This is a genomic window from Streptomyces sp. SID5910 (assembly GCF_009862125.1).
GTDB lineage: Bacteria > Actinomycetota > Actinomycetes > Streptomycetales > Streptomycetaceae > Streptomyces.
Genome location: NZ_WWHX01000415.1, coordinates 1 through 356, shown reverse-complemented (window position 1 = coordinate 356; position 356 = coordinate 1). Strand labels below are relative to the sequence as shown.

The 356-nt window shown below is 70.8% G+C and carries 1 protein-coding gene; it reads left to right on the top strand.

Annotated features, from left to right (window positions below):
* A partial coding sequence (locus GTW67_RS14690; RefSeq protein ID WP_161165264.1) for a malonic semialdehyde reductase occupies positions 1-356 on the top strand: 356 nt, incomplete at both ends.

Sequence of the window (356 nt, the reverse complement as noted above, 5' to 3'; positions counted from 1 at the left end):
TTCACCGACGAGCCGGTGACCGACGAGCAGGTGCAGGCGATCTACGACCTGGTCAAGTACGGCCCGACCGCCTTCAACCAGTCCCCGCTGCGCATCACCCTGGTCCGCTCCCCCGAGGCCCGCGAGCGTCTGGTGCAGCACATGGCCGAGGGCAACCGGCCCAAGACCGCCGCCGCCCCGCTGGTCGCGATCCTCTCCGCCGACAACGAGTTCCACGACGAGCTGCCGCAGCTCTTCCCGCACTTCCCGCAGGCGAAGGACGCCTTCTTCAGCGAGCGCCCCGTGCGTGAGGGTGCCGCCACGCTGAACGCCGCTCTCCAGGCCGCGTACTTCATCGTCGGCGTCCGCGCCGCCGG